Source organism: Neisseria sp. P0001.S005 (assembly GCF_051963715.1).
This window is the reverse complement of the sequence record NZ_JBQCTZ010000525.1, coordinates 1-550: the sequence shown is the minus strand read 5'-3', so window position 1 is coordinate 550 and position 550 is coordinate 1. Positions and strand designations below refer to the sequence as shown.

Sequence of the window (550 nt, the reverse complement as noted above, 5' to 3'; positions counted from 1 at the left end):
GAGTTACCGTGGGAAGTACGTTGAGCACCGAAGTTATGACGTTTGATCGTACCAGAGAAACCTTTACCTTTAGAGGTGCCGGTTACATCTACCAATTGACCAACTTCAAACATAGAAACGGTAATTTCATCACCGGCTTTCAATTCAGCCAGTTTTTCTTCAGTCAAAGCAAATTCAACCAAACCACGACCAGCTTCAACACCTGCTTTAGCAAAGTGACCAGCTTCAGTTTTGTTGACACGATTAGCTTTTTTCTGACCAAAGGTAACTTGTACAGCAGTGTAGCCGTCAGTATCTTTGGATTTCACTTGTGTAACGCGGTTGGCAGACATATCCAAAACAGTTACCGGAACAGAAACACCCTGTTCATCGAACACGCGAGTCATACCAACTTTGCGTCCAACCAGACCTAAAGTCATGATTATTTTCCTTTTAAGTAAAGGGGCGGGCTACGATTGGCCTGCCTTTCAGACAAAGTTAAACTTGATACGGATGTACCAAGTCCGCCATTATAATTGACAAATCAAAGAAATATCAACAAAAATTTCAA

1 protein-coding gene is annotated in these 550 nt (G+C 41.8%); it reads right to left on the bottom strand.

What is annotated here, in order from left to right; genetic code table 11:
• Positions 1-419 (bottom strand): 50S ribosomal protein L3 (rplC, locus tag ACTHSP_RS21460; RefSeq protein WP_440346935.1); only part of this gene is annotated, 419 nt, incomplete at its 3' end.
• Positions 420-550: the final 131 nt, after the last annotated feature.